The sequence below is a fragment of the Streptomyces tritici genome, from assembly GCF_048500665.1.
Taxonomy (GTDB): Bacteria; Actinomycetota; Actinomycetes; order Streptomycetales; family Streptomycetaceae; genus Streptomyces; species Streptomyces tritici.
Genome location: NZ_CP183183.1, coordinates 6,428,732 through 6,452,999 on the forward strand (window position 1 = coordinate 6,428,732; position 24,268 = coordinate 6,452,999).

Here is a 24,268-nt window from a genome sequence, read left to right on the forward strand (position 1 = left end):
GGGCGTGCGGGCGCGCGGGCCACCTTGAGCCGGCCATCTGCCTCCTCGCCGCCGCCGGTTCACACAGGCAGCTCCGTGCGGAACGCCGTCACCGCGGTTCCGCTGATCGAGACGAGGAGCCCCCCGTCGGCCGCCGTCTCGACATCGACACGCACGTCCCCGGGCCGTCCCATGGCCGCTCCCTGCCGCCCCGTGAAGGACAGTCTGCCGTCCGGAGCGGGAACGATGCCGTGTCGCAGTAGGTACGCCCCCAGAGGGCCGTGGCCGTTTCCCGTCACGGGGTCCTCGGGGATGCCGATCGCCGGGGCGAACATCCTGGACCAGGTCAGCAGGTGCTCCTCGCGGGTGTCCCGGGTGAAGACGAAGAAGCCCTTGGTGTCGATCTCGCGGCTCAGGGCCGTCAGCGCGGCGGGGTCAGGCCGCAGAGAATCCACAGTGGAGCGGTCGCGGAGCTCGACCAGGACCTTGGCGTGTCCGGTGGAGACGATCTGCACGGGGCCGGCGTCCGCGAGGTCCCGACGGGCCGCGCCGAGGGCGCGCAGGAGCGTTCCGACCTGGTCGCCGTCCAGTTCGGGACCGAAGACGGCCTCGCCCTGCCGCATGGTGATCCGCACGTGGTCGCCGTCGCGGTGGACCCGTACGTGCTGGAGCAGGCCGGTACCGGTCTTCTGCACCAGGGAGCCGGAGGACAGCCCGTACTCGACGGCGCGGGCGAAGTGCGTGGCCACTGTGGCGTGTCCGCAGGTCGGCACCTCCGTCGTGGGTGTGAAGAACCGTACCCGCACATCGTGGTCGGGGCCGTCGGAGCCGAGGACGAAGGCGGTCTCCGAGTTGTTCAGTTCGCGCGCGACCGCGAGCATCTGCGCGTCGGTCAGGCCGTCGGCGGTCAGCACCACCCCGGCCGGATTGCCGCTGAAGGGTGTACGGGTGAAGGCGTCGACCTGGTACAGGACGCTCATCGGTCCTCCGTTCCGCGGCCGGGAGTCGCCGGCTGGAGCCACCGCCCAGGGATGCCGTTCTCGGGCGTGGGGAATCCGGTCGCGGCGGCCGCTGCGAGCCGGACCAGGGTGCGCACGGCGCAGCCCGTGCCGCCGCTGGGTGTGTAGCCGTGCGGCCGGCCCTCGTTGAAGGCCGGTCCGGCGATGTCGAGGTGCGCCCAGGGGACGCCGGGCGGTACGAACTCCCGCAGGAAGAGACCGGCCACCAGCCCGCCGCCCATCCGGGCCCCGTAGTTGGCCAGGTCGGCCACGCCCGAGTCCAGGCTGGGGCGTAGTTCGGGTGGCAGCGGCATCGGCCATGCCCGCTCGCCGGCCGCTCGAGCGGCGGCCAGTACGTGCTCGCGGAAGGCGTCGTCGTCGGCCATCACCGCGAAGACGTGGTCGCCCAGGCCGAACCGGGTCGCGGCGGTCAGGGTGGCCACGTCCACGAGGGCGTCCGGCTGTTCCTCGCCTGCCCGTACGAGCGCGTCGGCCAGCACGAGGCGTCCCTCGGCGTCGGTGTTGAGCACCTCGACCGTACGGCCGCCGTACATCCGCAGGACGTCCCCGGGGCGCAAGGCGGAGCCGGAGGGCATGTTCTCGGCCAGCGCGAGCCAGCCGGTGACGTCGACGGCGAGGCCGAGCCGGGCGACGGCCAGGACCGCGGCGAACACGGCTGCCGCGCCGGACATGTCGCGCTTCATGATCTCGTTGGCCCCGACGGGCTTGAGCGAGATGCCGCCCGAGTCGTAGGTGATGCCCTTGCCGACGAAGGACAGGGTCGTCGAGGCCTCCGGGTGGGTGTGGGCGATCCGTACCAGCCTCGGGGGTCGTACCGACCCCTGGCCGACGCCCAGGATTCCGCCGTAGCCGCCCGCGGCGAGGGCCTGCTCGTCCAGGACCCGGACGGCCGCTCCGTGTTCCCGGCCCGCGGCGGCCACGGCGTCGGCGAAAGTCTGCGGATAGAGGTCGTTGGCGGGGGTGTTGACGAGGTCGCGGGCCCGGTTCAGCTCCTCTGCGAGGATGCGGGCGCGCCGGACGGCGTCCTCCGCGGACGTCCGGAGGGCCGGGGCCACGAGGACGGTCGCCTCACGGACCGGTGCTGTCCGACGGGTGGTGCGGTACGTGGTGAACTCGTACGCACCCAGCAGGGCGCCCAGGGCCACCGCCTCCACGGCCTCGCCGGTCGTGACCGGGAACGCGAGGGCGATCCGGTCCGCGCCGGCCAGGGTGCGTGCGGCGACTCCGGCGGCCCGGCGCAGCACCTCGGCGTCGTAGCCGGCACCGTCATGGACCACGGGCCCGAGGCCGACCGCGAGGACCAGGCCGGCCTGGACACCGGCGGGGGCGGGCAGCCGGACCGCTTCGCCCTGGGCGCCGGTGACGCCGAACGCGGCGAGGAGTCGGGGCGGGCTGTCGCCGAACGCTTCCTTCACCCACGCGCCCAGCACCGGCACAGGCCCCGGCCCGTCGGCGCTCTGTGCGACGCCGATCACCACGCAATCGACGGGCACGGAGGGGACGGACTCGACGGCGACCGTCGGCTCTGCCATCGACGGCGTGTCCATCTCTGCTGTCGCTCCTATCTCTGCTGTCACTGTCGTACGCCTTGTTCGTGTCGGGAGAGAGGACGGGGAAGCGGAGGGCCGGCCGGCGACGACCGCCCGGCCGATGCCGATCGACGCGTCAGGGCCACGCCGGCGAGGACGACCACCATCCCGAGGGCGATCCGGAGGCTGAAGTCCTCGTGGAGGACGACGACACCGAGGGCCACCGAGACCACGGGCAGGAGGTAGCCGACGGCGGCCGTGTTGGTGGCGCCCTCGGCCGCGATGTTCCGGTAGGTGAGGTGGAAGGTGACGCCGGTGGCGACGACGCCGAGGATCACGGTGGCGATCAGCTGCCTCGGGGTGATGTCGATCGGTGTCAGACCGCCCACCGCCAGGGTCGGCGCGGTGAGGACGGTCGCGGCGGCGAGCTGGGCCGCGGACAGCGCGATGGTCGGGATGCCCTTGCCGACCAGCCGGCGGCTCATGAACAGGAAACCGACCGCGTAACCGGCCGCCGCGCCGACGATGGCCAGGGCTCCCCAGCCGACCGACTCCCCGGCCTGCCACGGCGCGAAGATCAGCACCACTCCGGCGAACCCCAGGAGCAGTCCGGCCAGTCGCGCCGGCCTCGGACCGCCCTCGGTGCCGACGGCCACGCCCAGCAGGAGGGACCACAACGGGGTCGTGGCGTTCAGGACGCCGGCGACACCCGAGTCGATGCTCTGCTGTCCGAAGCTGAAGAGGGCGAACGGCAGGGCGTTGCAGAAGAAGGCGGCAACGAAGACCCGGCCCCAGACGGCCGGGCTGCGGGGGAGCCGGCGACCGGAGACCCGGCACAGGGCCAGCAGGGTGACCGCCCCGAGCAGGCACCGGCCGAACGTCACCTGCACCGGCGTCAGCGCCTCCAGGGCCACCTCGATCCAGAGGAACGTCGAGCCCCAGAGCAGCGCGAGCACGCCGATGCGCACCCAGGCCCGGCTTCTGTCCATGACACCGTTCACGACCACCTCCCGATCGGTCCCTACGAACGCTCCCGTAGCCGACCCCGAAGGACAAGCGAAAGGTTCTGCAGCTCCCTTAAGCTGAGCTACATGATTGATGTGAGACGTATGCAGGTCCTGCGCGCCGTGATCACCAGCGGCTCGGTGACGGCGGCGGCCGCGCATCTCGGCTACACGCCCTCCGCGATCAGCCAGCAGATCACGGCGCTGGAGAAGGAGGCGGGGATCGCGCTGCTCGAACGGGTCGGCCGGGGGGTACGGCCCACGGCGGCCGGACTGCTGCTCACCCAGTACACGGCCGTCATCAGCGAGCACCTCGCCCAGGCCGAGACCGCCCTGGCCGATCTGCGCGCCGGGCGCGAGGGCCGCCTGACCGTCCGCTACTTCGCCTCCGTCGGGCCGACCCTGCTGGCGCCCGCCCTGGCCCGCGTGCGCCGCGAGCACCCGGCGGTGGCGATCGACCCGAGGCTGGCGGATCCCGACGACGCGCTGGCGGAGGTGTACCGGGGCGACGCCGACCTGGCCCTGGTCGTCCAGCCGCCGCCCGACGCGTCCCGGCAGGGCGTCCAGGTCGTGCACCTGCTCGACGACCCGTACCGCGCGGTGCTGCCCACCGGGCATCCGCTCGCCGCCAAGCGCGTCCTCGACCTCGCCGACCTCGCCGGTGAGCCCTGGGTACGCAGCGAGCCTCCGGGCCCTTGCCTCACCCCGGTCACCGACGCCTGCGCCGCGGCCGGCTTCAGCCCGGACTTCGCGGCCACGTCGCAGGACTACGCCACTGCGCAGGGCTTCGTCGCCGCGGGCCTCGGCGTCAGCCTCGTCCCGCGGCTCGGACTGAGCGCCCGTCACCCCGGCGTCGCCGTCCGCCGCGTTCGACACCCCGAGCCGGCCAGGGCGATCCACGCCGTGATCCGGACCGGTTCCCTGGACCAGCCCGTCCTGCGCACACTCCTCGACGCCCTCCGAGAGTCGGCCGGTCCGGGAAGCGCGGCCAGGGGCGAAGGCCGCGAGGAACAAGCCTCGTAGTCACCATTCGGACCGGACCCGGCCCGCACACCCCGCGCGGGGTACCGGCTGAACCCAGCACGGGAGCACCTCCGTCGGTTTCTGGGTCAGCAGGCCGTGAGGCCGGTTCGCGAGCCTGGGTGCTTCCCCCGCTTCTTGTTGAGCTCCAACTGGGTACCCGCGCCGGGCGCTTGAGTACGTGCACTCATGGCAGGAATTTGCGGCTGACCCAAGGATGAGCACACCCCAATCACGAGGAGCCAACGATGTCCGCCACCCACCCGACCGTCAGCCCGGTGCAGGACGCACGACCGCACCCCGGCCGCCGGCTGCCTGCCGTTCTCGCGGTCGGCGTCGCCGCGGCGCTTGCGCTGTCCGCGTGGGGTGCCAAGGACTCGACCACGTGGCTGTTGGAGACGGTGTGGGTGATGGTGGGCCTGCCGCTGGTGATCCTGCTGCGTCGGAGATTTCCGCTGAGCGGCCTGCTGTGCGGTCTGCTGGCAGTGCACGCTCTGGTCCTGGTCGTGGGCGGGCACTACACGTACGCGGAGGTCCCGGCAGGTGACTGGGTGCGCGACTGGCTCGGCCTGGAGCGCAACCCCTACGACCGCTTCGGCCACCTCATGCAGGGCTTCGTTCCGGCCGTCCTCGTCCGCGAACTCCTCGTCCGTACCTCACCGCTGCGCGGCAGCCGCTGGCTCGCCCCGCTCGCCGTCTGCGGCTGCCTCGCCTTCAGCGCCGTGTTCGAGATGCTGGAGTGGGCGGCGGCCGTGATCGGCGGACAGGCCGCCGACGCGTTCCTGGCCACCCAGGGCGACGTGTGGGACACCCAGTGGGACATGTTCTGCGCCCTGATCGGCGCCACCTGCTCACTGATACTCCTCAGCCGCCTGCACGACCGCAGCCTCGGCCGCCTCACGCCCCCCGTGAAGGACTGAACCGCCCCCTCGGCCTGGAGCGGTGTACGGACCCGAGCACGCCCTGGTGCCCAACCTCTAGGAGCGTGCCCCAGTAACGGGTAAGCGGTCAGCTGGCCGTGATCGATGGCAGCCTCGGGTCGTAGGGCGGGTAGCCGCGCTTGTCGGTGTGGTCGGCCGGGACCGGCCCGAGGTCCAGGGCCTCGTCGACCAGTTCGGCCACGAACCGGGCCAGGTGGTCCTGGGGCAGCCAGTCGTCCAGCGACGGTGGCAGCAGCAGAACCTGGTGCGGGTCGAACGCCCTGAACCGCTTGTCCGCCGCCGGACGGACCTGCGGCTTCTTCCCGACTGGCTCGACCTCGAACAGCCCGTCCCCACCACGCATACCGTCATCATTCCACGCGAAAGATGACGAGGGCGGGCCGTGGCACCTACAGATCTGCCGGGCGGAGGAACCCGTAGGCGCGCTCAACCTTGGCCACGTGGACCGCGAACGAGGCATACCAGTGCTCGCGCCCGTGTGCACGGGTCAGCGCGTGCTCCGCGTGACCCCGCCAGGCCGCGATCGACTCCTCATCGCTCCAGTACGACACCGTGATCCCCAGACCGTCCGCGCCGCGAGCCGAATCGACGCCGAGGAAACCCGGCTGGTCGGCAGCCAGTTTCAGCATCTGCTCGGCCCTGTCCCCGTAGCCCTCGTCGCCAGCGGTCCGCACGGAGGTGAACACCACCGCGTAGTAGGGCGGGGCTGGCAGCGATGCGGGCGCAAGATCGGCCACGGAGGTCCTCCAACAGGCAGCGACGGGGGTATCGCCTCAAACGATCTCGCGCACCCACCTGAACCCACAACCCCATTGCTCATTACTGACCCGCGCTCCTAGGAGGTGGCGTTGTGCCGGGTCTGCGAGAGGTGACGGCCGATGTACCGCATGAGGATGAGAGCGTCCTGCGGCTCGTCGGCGCGAAAGCTGACGCGACGAAGCAAGCTGACGCTGTCGAGCGCGACACCCTCGCGGGCGAGGACGAAGACGAGGGCGAGGAAGGCGGCCCGGGCGTTGCCGTCGTCGAACGGGTGGAAGAAGCACACGTCGAGATAGGCCCGTGCGGCCCGGCCGATGAGGGGAAGAGGCCGCTCGACATGGCGGCCGCTCTCGGCCAGGCAGGCGTCGAGGCGGGCTCGGGTGTCCGGGCCGATGCCGTAGCGCTCCCGGCCTCCCTTGGCGAAGGCCGGCAGGTCGCGGAACGGGGGCGGTTGCGTTGAGCCGAGGACATGGTGCTGCCAGCGCTGGAGCAGCTCGAAGTCGAGGCCGGCGCCGCGCGCCGCGTCGGCCCGCAGCACTTCCAGGGCGGTGAGCAGGCCCTGTGCGCGGGCGGGGTCCAAGGCGCCGTCGAAGGCGCGAACGTCCTCCGCCGCGCCATCGAGGGACGGGGCGACCGGGTCGTCCAGGCTGTCTTGTGACACCTCATGCCAGGGCACGTTCTCGCGCACCACGAGCCAGCGCTCGAGGTGGTCCTGCGGCGCGGGCTCGGCGGATCGTGCGCCGTCGTCAGGCCGTAGTGACAGCGCGAGGCGCTGCGCGACATCCTCGACCAGCGCCGGGTCGGGTCCGGTCCAGCTCGCGAACCGCCCGCCGATCGCCTCGTCGACCAGCTCCTGCGCGCGGTCGGGAGCGACCCCCCAGCGGCTCAGAAACCAGGTGAGCACTTGACGGCAGTGTCCGTGCCAGCCACTTCCGCATCCGGTGCGGTCGGTCACGTGCAGGATCAGGTTCCGGGCGGCGCGTTCCCACACGATGCGCTGGTCCCCGACCTCGGTCAGTTCGAAGGGGTACGCGTCGAACCACCCGGCAAGACTCTCCAGCCACTCGCGCCACTCGCACAGCGCCGCGACGACACGGTCGAGTGTCTCCTGCGGTGTGCTGATCGAGTCTCGCGGGCAGCACCAGTTCCCGACGGGGCCGCCGTCGAAGTCGCCTTCGTCGTGCGCCCAGCGCCAGCCCAGGGCCCAGCGACCGTAGCGTTCGGCGAGCGCGTGCGACATGGCGTCGGCCCAGGGCTCTCCCTCGCCCCAAACCCAGGTACTCATCGCCGGGTCACCGAAGGGGATGTCGGGGCGGCTGGGCACCCTCAGGGCGGGCCCGAGCGAGCGCACCACCCGCGAAGCCGAGGCGCTGTCGAAGAAGTGACGGGCGGGATCCACGTCGTCCCAGGTCAGAGAATGCGGGGACAGTTCGACGATCACCGCGCAAGCCTGCCACGTCCACCCTGCTGTCGTTCAAGCGAATGACAAACTCCCTGGACGGGGGCCCGCCCTCCGGTGCCGTCCGGATCCACTGGTACTGGTCATCCGCCTTCCACGGTGAAGGGCCGTCAGTCCACGGGGGAGCGGCGACGGCCCTTTCGCCCTCGCGTGCTACTTCTTCCGGAACTCCTCGATGATCCGGGCATAGCTGTCCCCGCCGTGGCCCGCCGCCGCGGCCGATCGCATCAGCTCCAGGTGCAGCTCCGGCAGGCGGGTGTCGACGCCGCGGTCCGCGCTGGCGTGCAGGAGGTGGCCGATCGCCGCGATCTGGACGTCGATCGTGGCGTCGTCCCCGGGGTAGACGCCCGCGTCGATCTGCTCCGCGTACCCGGTCATGAACCACGCGACCGTCCTCAGCCAGCGGTTCGCGACCGCCGTGAAGTCCCGGGCCGCCACCCCGTCCGCGCCGGCCAACGCCGTCGCGTGCAGCCAGCCGCCGAAGACCGACCACATCAGGCCGAGCAGTCCCGCGTCGTAGAGGGAGGCCAGCCCCGGGTCCGCGCCGAGGCCGACCGGGTCGCCGAGCACGGCCAGGGTGGCGCGGTGCGCGGCGAGCAGCTCCGGGTCGCCGCTGTAGAGAAACATGTTGGCCGGGTCGCCGACACCGGGGGGCGTCGTCATGATCCCGCCGTCCAGATACCCGACGCCGTGCTCGGCGGCCCACTCCGCCTCCGTCCGGGCCTGTTCCGGCGAACCCGTCGTGAGGTTGACCAGCACCCGGCCGCGCAGCCGGCCGGCGACCGGGGCGAGCAGCTCGCGTACGGCGGCGTAGTCCAGGACGCACACCAGGACCAACTCGCTCGCCTCCACGGCCTCGGCGACGGAGGCGGCGTGCACCGCCCCGCGGGCGGCGAGCGGTTCGGCCCTGGCGGGGGTGCGGTTCCAGACGGTTGTGGGGTGGCCGGCCGCGAGCAGGGCGCCGGCGAGGGCCGCGCCCATCTGGCCGAGGCCGAGGACGGTGACGGAGGGCTTGGCGTTCACGTGGTCGTTCATGGCTTCACGCTCTCAGCGGCGGAAACCGGCCGACAGTGGCAGGACTGACGCCGCCCGCACCATTCCTGCCATAGGGTCGCGGCATGCGCCCAGGAGTCGTCGCCGTCGCCGTCGTACCGGATCCCCGGGTCGGGACCTCGCTGTGGGAGCTGTACGAAATCTCCCTCGCCTGCGCGGTCTTCGGCATCCCGCAGCCCGATCTCGCCGACCCCTGGTACGAGTTGCGGATGTGCGGAGAGAGCGGCGACGCAGGGGTCTTCTCGGTGCGCGCGGACCACGGACTCGACGGCCTGGTCGGCGCGGACACCGTGATCGTGCCCTCCGTCCCCGACGCGGTCGTGGAGGACGGCGAGGAGGTGCCCGCCGAACTCGTCGAGGCGCTGCGGGCCGCCGCCGACTCCGGGGCCCGGATGGTGTCGCTGTGCACCGGCGCGTTCGCGCTCGCCGCCGCCGGCCTGCTCGACGGGCGGCGGGCCACCGCGCACTGGGAGCACTCCGCCCAACTCGCCGCCCGCCACCCGCGGGTCGTCGTCGACGACTCCGTGCTCTACACCGACGAGGGCTCCGTGCTCACCAGCGCCGGGGCGACGGCGGCCCTGGACCTGTGTCTGCACCTGGTCCGCCGGGACCTCGGCGCGGACGTCGCCGGGCAGCTCGCCCGGCGCCTCGTCGTGCCGGCCCACCGCACCGGCGGCCAGGCCCAGTTCATCAAGGCGCCGCTGCCGCCCACCGACGACGACAGCCTGGGCCCGGTGCTCCAGTGGGCCACCGAGCGGCTGGCCGAGCCGCTGACCGTCGACGAACTGGCGCGCCGGGCGCGGATGTCGCCCCGGACCTTCCACCGCAGGCTCCAGGAGTTCTGCGGTACGACCCCGCTGCAGTGGCTGTTGCAGCAGCGGATCGCCCGCGCCCAGACGCTCTTGGAGCGCAGCGACCTGCCCGTCGAGCGGATCGGCGAGCAGTGCGGGCTCGGCTCGGCGGCGAACCTGCGCCGGCACTTCGCCCGCAGCGTCGGGGTCACTCCCACCGCGTACCGCCGGGCGTTCAGGCCCTCGGGGCCACTTTCGACGGACCGTTGACGAGGAGGCGGTCCATGGCAGTGGGCGGGGGCCTGGCGCGGCAACCGCATGGCCTCTGCTGGACGTAGATCACCTGACCTGTTCTTTTTCGCCAGTCGGAACCAGGGGTGGGGTCGTATGACGGAACGAATGACGAGGGGCGCGGGCGCCGTTCGAGGAGGACCGACGATCAGGTGGGGCGCCTCCCCGCCGTGACCGTCGTGGCCGCCCTCGGGCTCGCCTTCCTCATGGGTTTCGTCCACCTCGTGATGCCGGGCTACCTGCCCTTCAACGCGATGACCACCGTATGGGAGGCGCCGCGTGACGGCGAGGCCGCCGAGGGCGGGAACGACACCTGGCTCGTCGGCGGAAGCGTCGTCCGCAGTCGCGTCGACGGCGCTATGAGCGCTGGTGACGGACGTCTTGCCCGGCCCCGCACCGGGGCCGGGCACCTCGCTGCACCACAGGGACATCCATCCGACTGAGTCGCCGGAGGCGCACCGGACGTTCATCGCCCGCCGCGCCCGTCGAGCGGGACCTCGTACCGTCACCCGCCGACAGGGACCTCGTACCAGCACCCCTCGACGGCCGGCCCGCGCCCGACGACGTCCGACGCCGAGCCGCCGGCCGGGAGCGCAAACGTCGAGGCCGCGCGCCGCGCGCTCGGCGCGACGGGTCCGACCAGGGCGCGAATGAGCCATTCAGGCGAAAAGGGCCTGAAGGTGGTTCGTTTGGCGGACAGGCCGTGGTGACCGGTGCTTTCGGCCTTCGTTCTGAGAGAGCCAGGTTCGTCATTTCCTCTCATTCGAGAAGAAAGGGAATTCATGCGCTCCATCAAGGCCCTCGTCGTCGCGGTTTCCGTCGGCGCTCTCTCCGTGGGCATGACCGCGATCTCTCAGGCGATCGATCTGCACCACCCCGGCGCGGCCCACACCCGCTCGTACCAGCCCTCGGAGGGGGACAAGGAACACGGAGGACACGGCGGCAAGAAGATCCACGTCGAGAAGAACGACCTGGACCACAGCTGCCAGGGCAAGACGTTCGGGTACTGCACGCAGAAGGTGGTGTTCAGCCCGAAGCTGATCGGCGACGTCACCACGGGTCTGATCGGCCTCATCGGCGGGACCACCACTCCGCCGACCACCAACGGCACCACCACTCCGCCGACCACCAACGGCACCACCACTCCGCCGACCACCAACGGCACCACCACCCCGCCCACCACCAACGGCACCACCACGCCTCCCCAGAACCAGTGGTGCTCGCCCGGTTACTGGGCTCAGAACCCCGGCGCGTGGATGGACCCGAACCGCGGGGACACGCAGTACAACCCGGCCCTGACGGTGCCGCCCGGATCGGCCTACCTCGCCTCGTTCCCGGACGAGGCTCCCCTCGTGCTCTCGCCTGTCGGCGAGATGAACGGGGCGCCGCTCAACCCGTCCCTGCGGTACATGCTGCTGAACGCCGAGTACTACCAGGGCCCGCCGTCGCCCGGTGAGCGCAGGGAGCAGATCGCCGACCTGCTGAGCGACGCGGCCGGCCTGCAGTGGACCAGCCCGGACCACGCCGGGGCCACCTGCCCGTTCAGCGCGGACGAGGCGAACGGCGGCTGACGCAGGCCGTCGGCACGCACGCGTCAGGCCGCTTGCCGGCCTGACGACGGCTTGACGCCTCGCGGATCAGCGACAGACAGGCAGTGAACACATGGCTCGTGTGGTGGGCGGCGACCGCTCACCACACGAGCCGTCGGAGCTGAAGGAACCCGATGGAACCATCCAGGGACACGGGCGAACGGGCCGTCCCCCAGCACCCGGAGCGCGGAACAACCGACACGACGGTGTTCCCCCCACCGCGGTCCGCGCCGGACTCCGGCGCGAGCATCGCTTCTCCCGGGGGAAGCCTCCCCCCGAGGTCCCCGTGGTCGGTCGCGGCACTCGCTCTGACCGCCGTCCTGCTGGCGGGCGCTGTGCTGACGCACCTGGCCATGGTGTTCCTGAGTCTGGCTCCGGCCAATGCCGTCAGCAACAAGCATCGGGCACGTATCGACGCCTACGTGCAGCCGGAATTCGGTCAGGACTGGAGGCTGTTCGCCCCCAATCCCCAACAGCGCAACGAAGCCGTCGGCGTCCGGCTGCGCACGGCGGGCGAGAACGGGACCTCCACCCTCTCCGAGTGGGTCAACCTCACCGCCGAGGACATCGAGGCGATCAGGGGCAATCTCGCGCCCAGCCATGCCCACCAGAACATGCTCCGTCGGGCGTGGGACGGCTACGTCAACAGCCACAGCCCCAAGGACCGCCCGCGGCGGGGCCCGCTCAGCGAGCTGTCCCGCACCTACCTCAAGCGCGTCGTCCTCCAGCGGATCGGCCGCGAGTGGCAGGGGCGGCGGATCGTCGGACTCCAGCTCGCGGGGCGCTTCACCGCTGTACCACCGCCCTCGTGGCACCACGAGAAGGCTTCGGACACCACCGCCTACCGGGTGCTGCCCTGGTGGCCGGTGACCGACCAGGACTACAGGGAGCTGTGAGTTGAGCACCGTACCCCTCCAACGGCTCGGCCGGTTCCTCTGCACCACGCGCGCGCCCTATCAGGCCGCGGTGTTCCGGATCGGATTCGCCGCCGTCGTCGCCGCCTTCCTCCTGCGCGAATGGCCGCACCGCCGCGTGCTCTTCGGCGACCGCAGCCCGTTGTCGTACGACATGGCCCTCACCTTGATCGAGCAGGAGGGGACCTTCAGCGTACTGAGCTGGTGGGGCGGCCGGCTCTGGTTCGAACTCGTCTACGGCCTGACGATCATGGCGGCCCTCGCCGTCATGGCCGGCTGGCGCACCAGGACGACGACCATCCTGTTCATGGTGGGGGTGATGTCGCTGGAGAACCGCAACACCCTGGTCGGCGACGGCGGCGACAACATCATCCGCATCATGGTGATCTACCTCGTGTTCACCCGCTGCGCCGAGGTGTGGTCGCTGGACGCGCGCCGCGCCCGCGCCGCCCGGGCCCGCAGCACGGAGGCGCGGGAACCGCGCGTGCCCGCCGACCGGACCGGGATCGTGCTGTGGACCGTGACAGGGGCCCTGCTCTTCTGGGCCTTCGGTCTTCCTCCGCAGCCGGGCTGGCCCTTGGTCCTGTGGCTGCTGTGGGCGGTGCACGGCGTGTGGTACGTGGTGAACCGCCGGCTGCCGGAGCACGAGGTGCGCTCGGTACTGGACAGCTGCGCGGCCATGCTGCACAACGCCGCCATGCTGGTGATCGCCGCCCAGGTCTGCCTGATCTACTCCACGGCCGGCTGGTACAAGATCCAGGGGGTTCGCTGGCAGGAGGGCTCGGCCCTCCACTACGCCCTGCACCTCGACTACTTCACCCCATGGCCGTGGCTCTCGGCCGCCGTCTCGGCCAACGCCGTGCTCGTCCTGGCCCTGACCTACCTGACGGTCGCGGCGCAGGTCGCCTTCCCGTTCACCCTCGGGAGCCGCAAGGTCAAGAACGTGCTGCTGGCCGTGATGATCATGGAGCACCTCGGCATCGCCGTCCTTCTCGGCATCCCCTTCCTGTCGCTGGTCATGGTGGTGTGCGACGCGGTGTTCCTGCCTACAGCGCTGCTGCTCGGGTTGCGTACGCGGTTCGGACGGTTCGGACGGTTCGGACGGTTCGGACGGCTCGTCGGCCGGCGGTCGGGCGGCCCGGTCTCGCACGACCCGGACACGACGGTGCCGAGGGAGCCGGACGCCGTGCACCCGAAGGAGTCCGACGCGCAGACGCAGGCAGAGGAGCCGGTCACTCCGGAACCCGCGAGCAAGGCGTGAGCACGCGGCCGCGTCGACGCGTTACCGGCGTCCGCCGGGCCGAGGTGGCGGGACCAAGGAGAGTGACCGCCGGCGCGGTCGTCGTCCGACAGCTGATGCTCCGTCGGATTGAGTACGGGTACTCATGTGGGCGGTGGCCCGCAGGCAGCACCGTACAGCCATGCGAATGAACATTCTCCCGAAGTCCCTTCTGGTGACCGCGCTCGGCGGCGTCGTCGTCCTGGGCGGCCTCGGCGCGCAGCACACTCCAGCCGACCGGCCCTCCATGATCAGCGTCGCCGCGGCGAGCGACGACGACGCCGCCGAAATGCGGTTCCTGGAGCTGGCGGACCTCATCTACCAGAGCTGCGCTCCGGACGTCTCCGGCAACGGCGACGATCCGGCGGCACCGTCCGCCACGGCCGACGGCCCCGCGGTGGAGCCGGTACCCGACTCCACCATGCCCGTCCTGGTCGACGAGGTGCCGCTGACGGCCGAGGAGGAGTGCGTCGCCGGGAAGCATGCCTCGCGCATCTACAACGCGTTCTCGGGCACCGACACGGCCACGTACGAGGAACTGCGGGCGGGGCTGGCGAACCTGGGCTACCCGGAGGCGCGGATCCACCGCATGCCGGACTTCGGGGGTGAGCCCGTGGTACGTCTCGACCTGCGCGTGGGCGCCGACCACGTGGCTCTGGAGGCCACCGGTACGTACCGGAGCGTGATGGTCGAGGCGTTCGGCGCTCCGGAGGGCGTGAGCGTGACCGAGGTCCGGGTGGAGCGGCAGCTGGACGCACCCACGTCCTGAACCTGCGCGACCGAGCCCTGCCCAGTGGTGGGCGGCGCAAGGCGCTGTGAGTGGGCGAGCCGGCGTCACGGGGTCACGAGCGTTCGTACGCCGTGAAGGCGGGCACCGAAGAGATGCCGGTGCGGGCGACGATGAGCAGGCCCTCGTAGTCGAAGAGCTCGTCCGCCGGGGCCACGGCGTCGTGGAAGCTGCGGGAGTCGCGTTCCCTGCCGGTGGCGGCGTCGAGGACGTACAGGTCCTCGTCCGGGACCGCCGATGTCGCGCTGCCCTTGACGAGCACCGTGACCTTGCCGTCCTGGAGACGCAGGTTGATGCCCGGGAGGTCGCCGAGGTCGGCCTTCCAGGCCGGCTCACCGGTGGCCAGGTCGAAGGCGACCGCGCGGTGCCGGGTGCCGCCCTTGCCGTAGTAGCCGGCCAGGGCGTAGAGCCTGGTGCCGTCCACCGCTGCCACGCGCAGTTTGTCGTTGAGGTGGCCGTGCTCGCTGTCGTAATCGATGGGCGGATGGGGTCGGCCGTCCTTGCCGAAGGAGTAGTAGGACCCGAACGTCCTGTCCCCACCGCCGGAGGCTGCGGTGACGACCAGCGGGTCGGCCGACACGATGGAGGAGACCTGGTTCGCTCCGACCGGCTCGCGGTCGCCGAGCGGGGTGGACCACAGGAGTGCGCCGGTGGCCGGCGCGAAGGCGGCCGCGTGCAGTTCCGCGTCTTCGGGCATGTCACCGTCCCGCCGAGGCTTCTTGGGGTCGCCGCAGGCGAGGACGGCGGCGACGTGGCGCTCGGCCGGTGCGGCCTCGCCAGGGACGCAGTTCTGGGGAACGGCCGCCGTCCAGCGGGTCTTTCCGGTGCGTAGGTCGACGGCGCGCAGGCCCTTGTCCGCGATCACGGCGAGACCGCCTCCCGCGGCCACCGGCCGGCGATCGAGGCCAGAGTCGTCGGCGTTGACGGGCAGCGGGGCGCGCCAGATCTCGCGTCCGTTCTTCATGTCGATGGCGGCGACGGTGGTGCAGAGCTCGCGCCTGGCCGCGGCGGGGCGGTTCTCGTCGTCTCGTGCGACGAGCAGGACGGAGTTCTCGACGTCGGCCTCGGCGACGCAGATCTGGGAGCGTCCGGGCGGCCGGTAGTCCCAGACGCGCTTGCCGGTACGGGCGTCGTAGCCGGAAGCCGCGTCGAAGCGGCTGCGCACCAGCGTGTCGCCGGCCAGCCAGGCGCCGTTGCCCTGCTCGGAGTCCTTGCTGTCGGCCGGGGTCTCCCAGGCGATGTCCATGGAGTCGCCCGGGAAGCGGTCCATGAAGGCGAGGCATCCGGCGGTGAGGGAACCGATCAGGACCACGGCCGCACCGCCCAGGAGCAGCGCGCAGCCGATCCGTCCTCCGCGCGAAGACGCGCCGTCATCCGTTCTCTCGGCCACAGCCGCTCCCCCCACCGCGACGCTGCCGGAAACAGCACGTCGAACATTCCCAGTCCCGATGATCATAAGGACGGGAGTCACGAGTGAGGAAGGGACGTTCGTACCGCGGTACGGGCGACGGGCCCGACGACCACGACAGCCGGGCCGCCCGCCGGCGCAAGCGATCAACCGCCCTTGTCGAAGACCTCGGACCTAGGGGGTGTCCGGAAAGTCCCGCCTGGCTCGCGACGCCTGGCGGGACTTTCCGGACACCCCCTAGCCGTCGAGGAGGAAGTCCGCCGCCATCACGGCGTGGAGGACGATCAAGGCGCTGCAGCCGAGGACCAGGACGGCGCCTGCGTACGTGTTCACGAGGTGGGTGAACGGCGGCGCCGGCACCAACACGTCCGCCGGGTCCTCCGGGGGGTGCGCCACGGTGATCGTGGGGCCGGCCTCGCCGTGCAGGAAGCCGCGGTACGTGCCGGTCGCGTCCGGGTAGACGTACGCCCCGCGGGACATCGTGGCGCGGGTGGCGGTCACCGTGACGCCGTGCCGGTAGAGCCAGCGTTCCCGCCGCGCGCGGATCACCCCGTACAGGCCCAGCCACAGGCCCAGCCAGGCGAAGCCGCCGATCGGGACCGTGAGGAGCACCAGATCCCACGTGCCCAGCGCGCCGGCCACCACGCACAGGACGACGAGCGCCAGCAGGTGCCACAGCGCGCCGCGCAGGATCCGGCGGTGGAACCTCGTCCGCCAGGTGGGGGCGAGTGAGCGGACCACGGCGAACGGGGCCCCGTCGACGTCGTCGCTGTCCGTCCGGTTCGCCAGGATCGCGTTGACCCCGTCGGCGAAGGCGGTGGCCGCGGCCTCGTCCACGTCGTCGATGCGGTGGACGCGCGGCGTCGTCCCGGCCTTCGCCCGCAGTTCGATCAGGACCGAGCGCCCCTCGGCACGTATCCGGCGCAGCCCGTCGGGGGTGAACGTGACCTGCTCGCGCGGGAGGTCGAGGACCAGTCCGATGTCATCGGCGGACAGGACGGCCCCGCCCCGGCCTCGGAGGACCGGGAGGGAGGAGATGGAGGTCGGCATGGGCATGATCGTAGAGCGGGGCGCGGTTCTGGTCAGCCCCTGGAATCCCCGCTCGTTCGGCCCTTCGGGGTGTGGGGCGTACTGGTCGTGACGGCGCCCACCATTTCCCCAGCCGTCGTGCTGCTCGTCGCCCCGGCCCTGCTCTGGCAGCGTCGGCACCCGGAACCGGCGGCGACCGATCGTGCTCCCTCGCCGGCGCCGGGCCGCGCCCGCACATGACGATGCTTCGGACCACGGCGCCGTATCGCATGGAGGGTCGCGCGCCCCATGATTGATCGTCCCGGCCGGGGGGAACGCACACGCCGGCCGGGACGAGCTCGGCCTCACCACCACGGGCCGGCTCATCGCCCGATCGTGACGACCTGCAGGAGCAAGAAGCATGCATGAGTTGATGTACGGCGACGTCAAGGCCGCCGCCGATCGCATCGCCGGCCACGTCCGCCCCGTGACCGTCACGCGTGTCGACCCGGGAGCGTTCAGGACCGCGCAACCTGACCCGCTCGGCGAGCACCCGCGGCAGGCATACGAGCTGTACCTGGCGCTGGAGTTCATGCAGTACACCGGCAGCTTCAAGGCCCGGGGCGCGCAGAACTTCATCCAGGCCCAACGCGAGGCGGGGGCGCTGCCCGAGGCGGGCGTGACGATCGCCTCCGGCGGGAACGCGGGACTGGCGTGCGCCTGGGCCGCCCAGCAGCAGGGCGTCCGGGCCACCGTCTTCCTGCCCGCGACCGCACCCCGAGTGAAGGTCGACAAGCTGCGGGGCTACGGCGCGGACGTACGACTCGTGGGTGACGAGTACGCCGAAGCTCTCGCCGCCTGCGAGGACTTCGCCGCCACCACCGGCGCCCTCCCTTCGCACGCCTACGACCACCCACTGATCGCCGCCGGAGCGGGCACGCTCATGGACGAGATCCACCAGCAGATCCCCGACCTCGACACGATCGTCGTGGCCGTCGGGGGCGGCGGCCTGTTCGCCGGCATCGCCACCGCCGCCCAGGCCCACGGCATCCGCACCGTCGCCGTCGAGCCGGAGAACTGCCGCGCCCTCAACGCCGCCCTGGAGGCCGGACGCCCCGTCGACGTCACCGTCGACTCGATCGCCGCCGACTCCCTCGGCGCCCGCCGGGCCGGTGCCATGGCCCTGCACGCCGCCCAGCAGGACGGTGTCACCTCGGTCCTCGTGCCGGACGCCGAGATCAGCCGCGCACGGCAGCTGCTGTGGGACCACCACCGCCTCGCCGTCGAGCACGGCGCGGCCACCGCCCTGGCCGCGCTGCTCACCCCGCCCGCCCACGCCCCGGAGCGGGAGCTGCCGAGAAACCGGTCTGCCGCGCTCCAGGGCTACGTTCCCGGCAACGGGGAGAAGGTCGCCGTCGTGGTCTGCGGCGCGAACACCGACCCGAGCGACCTGGTCGCCCGGACATCGCAGGCCCCCGGCCGGGAGTGACTCCGTGGCCGCGTGCCTCGCTCCGTCCAGGAGGAACTCACTGTTCGCGCGTGATGGTGCGTCAGCCTGCGGCGGGCGTGACGTTGGCGTTCCGGTGGAAGACGTTCTCCGGGTCGTACTTGGCTTTGATGCGGGACAGCCGCTGGTACTTCTCCGGCCCGTAGGACGCCCGGACGCGGTCCTCCTCGATCTCGGTCATGAAGTTGACGTAGCCACCGGGGCCGACCGCGTGCGGCAGCAGCTCGGTCCACAGCGCCCTGACCCAGGCGGTGTCGGCCACCAGATCCTCCGGGTCGAAGGTGAGGGCGGTGAGGGCCATCATGTAACCGGGTTCGCGCGGGCTTCCGTAGGCCGTGGCGTCCTCGTCGACCTCGGTGAAGGCACCGTCCAGCCGGAAGGTCGGGCAGAAGGTCAGAGGCGAGGTCTTGCGCTGCAGGTACTCGTTCAGCAGCGCGATCACGTCGTCGGTCAACTCCGTGACGGGGAGTCCCTTCTCGTAGTCGAGAATCCCGTACGGCGAGGACTCGTCGAGCATGCTCTGCAGGTGCGTGTAGGGCAGCGGGGTCCGCATCTCGAAGAGCCTCGGCGGCCCACCGTCCAGCAGGGCGGCTGCCGCGGCATGCTCCTCCGCGCTTCCGAAACCTCCGATGATCAGCGCGTGGCCGAGCTTGCCCTGGTGCTCGACCGGTACGAAGGGCTCCGGCGGGGCGTTCAGCCCGATGCCGACCAGCACACTGTGCTTCGGCGGCATGGCCGGAACCACCTCGCGGATCAGTTCCATCGCCTCGCGGCCCACCGACATGTCCCAGAAGAAGATGCCGACGTGCACCTCGGGCCCCACCGCGTGCAGCCCGAAGTCGAAGGCCGTGACCACCCCGAAGTTCCCGCCGCCGCCTCGTAGCGCCCAGAACAGGTCCGGGTTCTCCTGCGCCGACGCGTGCACCAGGGTGCCGTTGGCCAGCACGACCTCGGCGCCGAGCAGATTGTCGATGGTCAGGCCGTGGTGGCGCGTGAGCCAGCCCATGCCGCCGCCGAGGGTCAGACCGCCGACGCCCGTGTGGCTGATGGTGCCGGCCGGCACGGCGAGGCCGTGCGCCTGGGTGGCGGCGTCGAGCCGGGCGAGGGTGGCTCCGCCGCCGCAGCGGGCGGTGCGGGCCTCGGGATCGACCGTGACGGTGTGCATCGAGGTCAGGTCGACGACGAGCCCGTCGGGGCAGACCGCGGCACCTGCCGGGTTGTGTCCTCCGCAGCGGACCGACACCTCGAGGTGCTCGTCACGGGCGAAGGAAAGTGCGGCGGCGACATCCGCGGCCTCGGCGCAGCGGACGAGCAGCGCGGGCCGGTGGTCGATGGCTCCGTTGGCCACGGAGCGGGCGGCGTCGTACTCAGGATGCTCCGGCCCGAGGACCTCTCCCTTGATCCCGCCCCTGAGCAGGCTGACGGCATGATCGGTGAGCTGGGTCACGGCGGCCTCCGCAGAGCAAATGAGGCTTCTCCTTCCACGCTAGCTCCCCGCCACACGGAAGAAAAACTCACGGGGTGACGCCGAGCGATCCGATCAGGCGGGGAGGGCGGCGAGCCAGTCGGTCAGGAGTCGGTTGACCTCGTCGGCGCGTTCTTGCTGGACCCAGTGGCCGCATCCGTCGAGCAGGTGCGAGGAGACCAGGCCCGGCAAGGTGACCGGGTACGCCTCGATCGCGGCGGACAGCCAGGTCGTGGAGGCGTCCAGGCTGCCGCCGATGAAGAGCGACGGCGCTGTGAGGGGAGCGCCGTCGAAGGCGGCGAGGTCCTCCCAGTCGCGGTCCATGTTCCGGTAACGGTTCAGCGCTCCGGTGAGTCCGGTGCGCTCGAACTCGCCCGCGTACACGTCGAGGTCGCTCCGGCTCAGCCAGGCGGGGAGCCGGTCGACGGGGAAGCGGTCGCGCAAAGTCCCATCCCTGCTGACGAAGTGCGGATCGGGCGCGCGCCGGGCGCGGGCATCGTGTCGGCGGACAGGGCCGCGTAGAAGCCCGAGAGCCACCCCCGTACATCGGGTTCGATCTCGGCCTCGGCGCGGCCCGGCTCCTGGAAGTACGAGACGTAGAACTCCTCGTCCCCTCCCATCCGGGCGAAGGCGTCGCTGGGCCGGGGGCCGCCCCGGGGTGCGTAGGGGACGCTCAGCAGCCCCACCGCCCGGAAGACCTCCGGCCGGAGAAGGGCGGAGTTCGCGGCGATGGAGGCGCCCCAGTCGTGGCCGTACCCTCCAGGACCGTCGGTCTCCCCCGCCCGGAGGAAGACTCCCTTTCACCGTCCCGCCGACTCGTCACCGATCCTGGGCGCGTACCCACCTGCACGACGAGTCGGTTTGCCGAATCGGCAAAACAGAACTGCGGTGGGTCCGACCGGAGCGGAAAAGGTATGAACGCGGGCTCTTCTCAGTAGGTCAGGTCCGGCGCCTCAGAGGAATAGGGCGTCTCCCATATCCTTTTCGCATGACGGCACCGAGCGCCTTTGCGCATCCCCGTTGGGGACTCCAGTTCCACTGGTGGGCGGTGGATCCGTGCGGCCGAGTCGGTTTGTTCTACTCGGCGTTCGGCCCGGTGCCCTCGGCGGCGAACGCCCATGCTCGGACCCTGGACGAGGCGACGGCCTGGGCCAGGACGCGGCATCCGGAGTGGTTCTACGAGGGGTGCGTGGAGGACGACTGTCCACAGCACTGCGTCGTGGAGCTGGCACGGGCGCCGTATCTGTTCACCTGGGACGAGGAGTACGACGATCGCTACACGCGATACGGCGTACCGACGCAGCCCATTTCGTTGTCCGAGCTGCCTGCGGCATTGGCTGCTGCCGTGCGGCTTGTCGAGGTCGACTTCTCCTTCGACCGGGCCGCGCGGATCGACCTTGCATATCCCGGAGGCCGGGAGGTCATCTCGGCCTCGGCGATCACCCCGTGGACGTCCTGCCAACGGAGCCGGACGGGCGGGAGCCGTACACCGTAGGAGCTCTCGATACGCGCTCGGCCGCGTTGGCCGACCAGCCGCTGATGGGATCAGCCAAGTGAGCGCCGTGACGAAGCGGCAACGGCGAGCCCGCGGGTGCGGTTTGTGTTCGGGACCAGAAGCACGCCGACGAGAGGCAGCGCGGCCAGCGCAAGCCAGGGTGCCGGTCCTCCCACGCCCAGCAGCGCGCCCGCGGGGATCGAGCCGAGCAGGACGAGGAGGCCGGAGAGGGAGGACAGCGCTCCGGTGAACACGCCGAGCCGGTCCGGATCGACGAGTCCGGTCAGACAGGCGCGGGTCGCCGGGACCACCAGCATCTGGCCCAGGATGAGCAGGACGACGAAGACGGTGGCGGGCCAGAGGCCGCCGAGGGGGAGCAGCGCGGCGGTCGCGGCGAAGGACACGGCGAGGACGAGGAGGCCGAGCCGGATGGTGCCCGGCCAGGTCAGCCGCTTCGAGACCAGGCGTTCCAGGGGAAGTTGGCAGGTCACGACCAGCGCCGAGGAGAGCGCGAAGAGCCAGCCGAGGGCTTCCTGCGATCCGGTGGCGCGGTCGAGTTCGGAGGGGAGGGCCAGGTAGAGCTGGTTGTACGCGAGGAGATAGGTGGAGTAGGCGGCGGCGAGGAGCAGGAACGGGCGGTGGGCGAGGACCGGCCGCGGGTCGAACGGCCGCCTCGCCTGCTTCGTGGCGGATCGCCTGCCGGGGGGCTTCAGGCGCCGGTGGCCGAGGAGGACCAGGACGAAGACGCCCGCGCCGGCCAGGCAGGCGGCGGTGAAGCCGCCGTGGAGGAGCAGGGCGCCGATGACCGGGCCGATCAGGGCGCCCGCCTGGCCGGCGGCGGAGAAGCGGGCAAGGGTGCGGGTGCGGGCCGGGCCGCCGCCGTGCTCGGCACGGACCGCTTCTCGGGCGATCTCGGTCTCCACGGCCGGGGAGAAGAACGCGGCGGCGAAGCCGACGAGGAGGACGGAGGCGATGACCGCCCAGGTCGCCTCGGCGAACGCCAGCCCCACGAAGCCCGCGATACGGAGCAGGCAGCCGGTCAGGACCAGCGGCCGGGGGCCGTAACCGTCCACCAGTGCGCCGCCGATCACGAACATGCCCTGCTGGCTGAAGGTGCGCAGGCCGAGGACGAGCCCGACCAGCCGGCCTGCGGGGCCGAGGGTCCCGCTCAAGTGGGCGGAGAGGTGGGGGAGTACCGCGTAGAAGCCCACGTTGAACGCGAACTGGCTGGATATGAGGAGGTCGGCGAGGGTCGGGCGACGGGTGGGCAGGGTCACGCCTCGGTGATCCTTCCCTCGTTCAGGGCGAGGACGTGGTGGCTGACATGGCGGACGAGTGTGTGATCGTGGCAGATGAAGAGGTAGCCGAGGCGGTGGCTCTCCTGGAGGTCCAGGAGCAGGTTGACGATTCCGGCGCGGAGTGACGGGTCCAGGGCGGAGACCGGTTCGTCGAGGATCAGGAGTTTCGGCGCGCAGGCGAGCGCGCGGGCGATGCCGGCGCGCTGGCACTGGCCGCCCGAGAGTTCATGGGGCAGCCGGTCGCCGAGGGCCGGGTCGAGCCCGACCTGGGCGAGGAGTTCGGCGACCCGGCTCGGGCCTTCGCCCTTGGCCCAGCGGCCGTGGAGCCTGAGTGGTTCGGCGACCTGGTCGCGGATGCGGCGGCGCGGCGAGAGCGAACCGTAGGGGTCCTGGAAGACCGGCTGGATACGGGGGCGGACGGCCCGCAGTTCGGCCTCGGGGAGGGCGCACAGGTCGCGGCCCTCGAAGAGGACCTGGCCGGCGGCGGCTCGGCGCAGTTGCAGCACGGCCTGCACGGTGGAGGATTTCCCGGAGCCGGACGGGCCGGTCACGCCGACGGTCTCCCCGGCGGCGACGGTGAAGGAGACCCCGTCGACGAGCGTCCGGTCGCCGTGCCGGACGACCAGGTCACGGACGTCGAGGAGCGGGACGGTCATACGGACTCCCGTACGGGGCAGGCGAGTTCACGGTCGCCGGGCAGGCGGATCAGGGCGGGGACGGTGGTCCGGCAGGCGTCCTCGGCGTACGCGCAGCGGGGCGCGAACGCGCAGCCGGAGGCCGGTTCTCCAGGGGCGGGGGCGTCGCCGGGGACGACCGGGAGGCGGGAGCGGTGGGGTGTGAGGGCCGTCGGCACGGCACCGACCAGGGCCGCCGTGTAGGGCGCGCGGGGGTCCTGGAGAACGGCTGCCGCCGGTCCCGTCTCGGCGATCCGGCCTCCGTACATCACCGCCACCCGGTCCGCGTGGCCCCTGACGACGTCCAGGTCGTGGGTGACCAGGAGGACCGTCGCGCCGGTGGACCGGAGCAGACCGAGGATGTGTGCGCGGACGTCGGGGTCGAGGGCCGTGGTCGGTTCGTCGGCGACGAGGACATCGGGTGCGCCGAGTGTCGCCATCGCGATCACGGCGCGCTGGCGCTGGCCCCCGGACAGTGCGTGGGGGTAGGCGGCGGCCTGGGCGGTGTCGAGGCCGACGGAGCGGAGGGCTGCGGTCGCGCTGTCGCGGGCTTCGCGCCGTGAGAGCCGCGGGTCCAGTGAGAGTGCGGCCAGCGCGAGTTGGTCGCCGACGCGGTGCACGGGGGAGAGGGCGGCGAGGGAGTCCTGGGGGACCAGGGAGATGCGGTGGCCCAGGTCATCGGTGGTCACCGGCTGCCCGTGGAGGCGGATCGTGCCGGTGACACGGGCCTCGCGCGGGGTCAGGCCGAGCAGGGCGCGGGCGGTCAGGGACTTGCCCGCGCCCGATTCGCCGACCAGCGCGAGGACTTCGCCGGGCCGCAGCGTGAAGGAGACGCAGCGGACTGCCTCGCCGGCGCCGGGGAAGGCCACCCGCAGGTCGTCGACGGTGAGGACGGGTGGGGCGGGCCGCGTGGCTGCGGGTGGGTCGGGCGGCAAGACTGCGGACGGATCGGGGCGCGTGGCTACGGACGGATCTGGCGGCAAGGCTGCGGACAGGTCG

The 24,268-nt window shown here is 71.8% G+C and carries 22 protein-coding genes and 2 pseudogenes; 10 read left to right on the forward strand and 14 right to left on the reverse strand.

Annotated elements, in window-relative coordinates:
* Nucleotides 1-59: 59 nt before the first annotated feature.
* The 3 genes from ACNJ93_RS29510 to ACNJ93_RS29520 are packed head-to-tail and all read right to left on the reverse strand — an operon-like array spanning nucleotide 60 to nucleotide 3,516.
* Nucleotides 60-959 carry a PhzF family phenazine biosynthesis isomerase gene (locus ACNJ93_RS29510; RefSeq protein ID WP_418960507.1) on the reverse strand — a complete coding sequence of 300 codons (900 nt, stop codon included), beginning with the start codon at nucleotides 957-959 and terminating at the stop codon, nucleotides 60-62.
* Entirely contained in the window at nucleotides 956-2,530 is a 1,575-nt protein-coding gene (locus tag ACNJ93_RS29515) for a leucyl aminopeptidase (RefSeq protein WP_418960508.1), read from the reverse strand. The genes ACNJ93_RS29510 and ACNJ93_RS29515 overlap by 4 nt, the downstream gene beginning before the upstream one ends.
* Nucleotides 2,531-2,571: 41 nt before the next feature.
* The gene (locus ACNJ93_RS29520) at nucleotides 2,572-3,516 is read right to left on the reverse strand and encodes a DMT family transporter (protein ID WP_418961574.1); all 945 of its coding nucleotides are present in this window, start codon (nucleotides 3,514-3,516) and stop codon (nucleotides 2,572-2,574) included.
* Nucleotides 3,517-3,618: 102 nt separating this feature from the next.
* Here ACNJ93_RS29520 and ACNJ93_RS29525 point away from each other — a divergent pair, with 102 nt between their 5' ends.
* Nucleotides 3,619-4,554 (forward strand): LysR family transcriptional regulator, encoded by a 936-nt coding sequence (locus ACNJ93_RS29525; protein ID WP_418960509.1) that lies wholly within the window; start codon nucleotides 3,619-3,621, stop codon nucleotides 4,552-4,554.
* Between the two features lie 245 nt (nucleotides 4,555-4,799).
* Nucleotides 4,800-5,471, forward strand: coding sequence for a DUF2238 domain-containing protein (locus ACNJ93_RS29530; protein ID WP_418960510.1), 672 nt, complete (start codon nucleotides 4,800-4,802; stop codon nucleotides 5,469-5,471).
* A gap of 109 nt (nucleotides 5,472-5,580) precedes the next feature.
* Here ACNJ93_RS29530 and ACNJ93_RS29535 read toward each other — a convergent pair.
* The 4 genes and pseudogenes from ACNJ93_RS29535 to ACNJ93_RS29550 form a co-directional block, all read right to left on the reverse strand.
* Nucleotides 5,581-5,817 (reverse strand): annotated as a pseudogene (locus tag ACNJ93_RS29535) (IS1182 family transposase); the annotation flags it as partial.
* Nucleotides 5,818-5,881: 64 nt separating this feature from the next.
* Nucleotides 5,882-6,229: an antibiotic biosynthesis monooxygenase family protein gene (locus ACNJ93_RS29540; protein ID WP_360641535.1), complete on the reverse strand. Its 348-nt coding sequence runs from the start codon at nucleotides 6,227-6,229 to the stop codon at nucleotides 5,882-5,884.
* A 98-nt stretch (nucleotides 6,230-6,327) separates the two neighbouring features.
* A complete protein-coding gene (locus ACNJ93_RS29545) occupies nucleotides 6,328-7,692 on the reverse strand; it encodes a Fic family protein (protein ID WP_418960511.1) in 1,365 nt (454 codons plus the stop codon).
* Between the two features lie 171 nt (nucleotides 7,693-7,863).
* The gene (locus ACNJ93_RS29550; RefSeq protein WP_418960512.1) at nucleotides 7,864-8,745 is read right to left on the reverse strand and encodes an NAD(P)-dependent oxidoreductase; all 882 of its coding nucleotides are present in this window, start codon (nucleotides 8,743-8,745) and stop codon (nucleotides 7,864-7,866) included.
* Between the two features lie 83 nt (nucleotides 8,746-8,828).
* On the opposite strand from ACNJ93_RS29550, the gene ACNJ93_RS29555 reads away from it, so the two are divergent.
* From ACNJ93_RS29555 to ACNJ93_RS29580, 6 genes are all read left to right on the forward strand, one after another.
* On the forward strand, nucleotides 8,829-9,824 hold the full coding sequence (locus tag ACNJ93_RS29555) for a helix-turn-helix domain-containing protein (protein WP_418960513.1): 996 nt from the start codon (nucleotides 8,829-8,831) through the stop codon (nucleotides 9,822-9,824).
* Nucleotides 9,825-9,997: 173 nt separating this feature from the next.
* Nucleotides 9,998-10,288 (forward strand): hypothetical protein, encoded by a 291-nt coding sequence (locus ACNJ93_RS29560; protein WP_418960514.1) that lies wholly within the window; start codon nucleotides 9,998-10,000, stop codon nucleotides 10,286-10,288.
* 339 nt (nucleotides 10,289-10,627) lie between these two features.
* Nucleotides 10,628-11,416, forward strand: a complete 789-nt coding sequence (locus ACNJ93_RS29565) for a hypothetical protein (protein ID WP_418960515.1) — start codon at nucleotides 10,628-10,630, stop codon at nucleotides 11,414-11,416.
* Between the two features lie 371 nt (nucleotides 11,417-11,787).
* Nucleotides 11,788-12,330 (forward strand): DUF5819 family protein, encoded by a 543-nt coding sequence (locus ACNJ93_RS29570; protein ID WP_418960516.1) that lies wholly within the window; start codon nucleotides 11,788-11,790, stop codon nucleotides 12,328-12,330.
* A gap of 1 nt (nucleotide 12,331) precedes the next feature.
* Nucleotides 12,332-13,609, forward strand: coding sequence for an HTTM domain-containing protein (locus tag ACNJ93_RS29575; RefSeq protein ID WP_418960517.1), 1,278 nt, complete (start codon nucleotides 12,332-12,334; stop codon nucleotides 13,607-13,609).
* A 166-nt stretch (nucleotides 13,610-13,775) separates the two neighbouring features.
* Nucleotides 13,776-14,396: a hypothetical protein gene (locus tag ACNJ93_RS29580; RefSeq protein ID WP_418960518.1), complete on the forward strand. Its 621-nt coding sequence runs from the start codon at nucleotides 13,776-13,778 to the stop codon at nucleotides 14,394-14,396.
* Between the two features lie 73 nt (nucleotides 14,397-14,469).
* On the opposite strand, the gene ACNJ93_RS29585 is transcribed toward ACNJ93_RS29580, so the two are convergent.
* Both ACNJ93_RS29585 and ACNJ93_RS29590 read right to left on the reverse strand, forming a co-directional pair.
* Nucleotides 14,470-15,804 (reverse strand): PQQ-binding-like beta-propeller repeat protein, encoded by a 1,335-nt coding sequence (locus ACNJ93_RS29585; RefSeq protein ID WP_418960519.1) that lies wholly within the window; start codon nucleotides 15,802-15,804, stop codon nucleotides 14,470-14,472.
* Between the two features lie 255 nt (nucleotides 15,805-16,059).
* Nucleotides 16,060-16,872, reverse strand: a complete 813-nt coding sequence (locus ACNJ93_RS29590) for a hypothetical protein (protein WP_418960520.1) — start codon at nucleotides 16,870-16,872, stop codon at nucleotides 16,060-16,062.
* A gap of 379 nt (nucleotides 16,873-17,251) precedes the next feature.
* Between ACNJ93_RS29590 and ACNJ93_RS29595 the strand changes: the two genes are divergently transcribed.
* Nucleotides 17,252-18,319, forward strand: coding sequence for a threonine/serine dehydratase (locus tag ACNJ93_RS29595; RefSeq protein WP_418960521.1), 1,068 nt, complete (start codon nucleotides 17,252-17,254; stop codon nucleotides 18,317-18,319).
* Between the two features lie 61 nt (nucleotides 18,320-18,380).
* Here the strand turns inward: ACNJ93_RS29595 and ACNJ93_RS29600 are convergent, their stop codons facing one another.
* Nucleotides 18,381-19,784 carry an FAD-binding oxidoreductase gene (locus ACNJ93_RS29600; RefSeq protein WP_418960522.1) on the reverse strand — a complete coding sequence of 468 codons (1,404 nt, stop codon included), beginning with the start codon at nucleotides 19,782-19,784 and terminating at the stop codon, nucleotides 18,381-18,383.
* Nucleotides 19,785-19,877: 93 nt separating this feature from the next.
* Nucleotides 19,878-20,554: pseudogene (locus tag ACNJ93_RS29605) on the reverse strand (alpha/beta fold hydrolase); the annotation flags it as partial.
* A 236-nt stretch (nucleotides 20,555-20,790) separates the two neighbouring features.
* Here ACNJ93_RS29605 and ACNJ93_RS29610 point away from each other — a divergent pair.
* On the forward strand, nucleotides 20,791-21,297 hold the full coding sequence (locus tag ACNJ93_RS29610) for a hypothetical protein (protein WP_418960523.1): 507 nt from the start codon (nucleotides 20,791-20,793) through the stop codon (nucleotides 21,295-21,297).
* A 50-nt stretch (nucleotides 21,298-21,347) separates the two neighbouring features.
* Here ACNJ93_RS29610 and ACNJ93_RS29615 read toward each other — a convergent pair whose 3' ends face one another.
* Genes ACNJ93_RS29615 through ACNJ93_RS29625 form a run of 3 tightly spaced genes read right to left on the reverse strand, consistent with a single transcriptional unit; the run spans nucleotide 21,348 to nucleotide 24,204 of the window.
* Nucleotides 21,348-22,574, reverse strand: coding sequence for an MFS transporter (locus ACNJ93_RS29615; RefSeq protein WP_418960524.1), 1,227 nt, complete (start codon nucleotides 22,572-22,574; stop codon nucleotides 21,348-21,350).
* Nucleotides 22,571-23,251, reverse strand: coding sequence for an ABC transporter ATP-binding protein (locus ACNJ93_RS29620; protein WP_418960525.1), 681 nt, complete (start codon nucleotides 23,249-23,251; stop codon nucleotides 22,571-22,573). The genes ACNJ93_RS29615 and ACNJ93_RS29620 overlap by 4 nt, the downstream gene beginning before the upstream one ends.
* A complete protein-coding gene (locus tag ACNJ93_RS29625) occupies nucleotides 23,248-24,204 on the reverse strand; it encodes an ABC transporter ATP-binding protein (protein ID WP_418960526.1) in 957 nt (318 codons plus the stop codon). The genes ACNJ93_RS29620 and ACNJ93_RS29625 overlap by 4 nt, the downstream gene beginning before the upstream one ends.
* Nucleotides 24,205-24,268 lie beyond the last annotated feature (64 nt).